General features: G+C 30.9%; 1 protein-coding gene and 1 pseudogene. Both read right to left on the reverse strand.

What is annotated here, in order from left to right:
- Positions 1-529 (reverse strand): annotated as a pseudogene (locus tag HG1285_RS01420) (tetratricopeptide repeat protein); the annotation flags it as partial.
- A partial coding sequence (locus HG1285_RS01415) for a universal stress protein (RefSeq protein ID WP_008289404.1) occupies positions 522-1,373 on the reverse strand: 852 nt, incomplete at its 5' end. The pseudogene HG1285_RS01420 and the gene HG1285_RS01415, both read right to left, overlap by 8 nt.

The raw sequence follows: 1,373 nt of genomic DNA on the forward strand, positions 1-1,373 counted from the left end.
TGCTTCGCATAATTTCAAGTTTTGCCAGTAAAAAATAAGCCCCAGCTTTATTTTTAAATTTTGGATTTTTCAAAAGCTCTTTTAACTGGCTTTCCATTTTTTCTATATCTTTTTTCTTAGAGTAAATATCTACTAAATAAGCTGATATGTCTGGATTGTTTGGGTATAGTTTTTTAGCTTTCTCAAGAACCTTTAAAGCTTCATCAAACTTATTTATCTGCTCATACTTTTTGGCTACAAATAAAAAATCTTCAGGTTTGTGGAATTTTTGGGAATAAATTTTTAGATAGTTTAGATATTTATCTGTTTTCCCTTCTTTTTGAATAATGTTTATAACTTCCTGATATGCTTTTCGTGTTTCTGGAAGCAGTGAAACAACTTTTTCACAAAGCTCCTCTGCAGATTTATAGTCTTTATTATACTGGGCGTATTTACACATTACATAATAAAAATATGGATTTTCTTCTCTTGATACAGCACTACAAGAAAAGTTTAATATAGAAAAAATAATAACTAAAAATCTAAACATCTTTTTTCCTTACAATTAAAACAGATGTGGGGGATTGTTTTACAATCTTCATTGCAGTGGAACCTAAAAATAATCTTTTTAATTTAGAGCTTTTCCTTTTACCTACAAATGTAAGGTCAGGATGGTACTTTTCTATTTCTTCTAAAATTGCATCAACAGGTTTTTCCTCTAAAATCTCGTACTTTGCAGGTATGTTTTTTTCTTTTAGCTGGTCTACAATCTGGTCTAAAAGTTTTACCTTTTTTGCAGCTACAGATTTTGCCACTGAAAATAAGTGGGGATGACCTAAATCTGTTTCAGCATGCACTATAAATAACTCACTTTGACATTTTTCAGCAATTGACACAGCTGTATTTAAAGCTTCCTTTGAAGCTGGTAAAAAATCATAACCTACCAAAAGTTTTTTTAATTTCTCTATAGTCTGACCTTTTACAACAAGAGTTGAAACAGGTGATTTGTTTATAACTTTCTCAGAAACACTACCAAGTAAAAACCTATCAAGAAGTCCTTTCTTATGACTGCCTAATACTATTAAATCAGCTTTTTCCCTTTCAGCATTATCAAGTATTCCATCAACAATATTGGAAACTTCAATAATTGTTTTAACATCAAAGCCCTTTTCTAAAAGTTTAGAGGAATAATCAGCAAGCCTTTCTTCAGCTTGCTGTCTTAACTCTTTCTCAAGCTGTATCAGAAGCTTTATTTCTTCTGGCTCAACTAAGTTTTCAAGACCTTCATGTATAACCGGAACAGGCCTTTCTACAATCGTAAGTAATGTAATTTTGGAATTAAATATACTTGCTAAAAGGGATGCAGAATTTACAACTGCATCTGAAACATCTGA

The sequence above is a fragment of the Hydrogenivirga sp. 128-5-R1-1 genome, assembly GCF_000171895.1.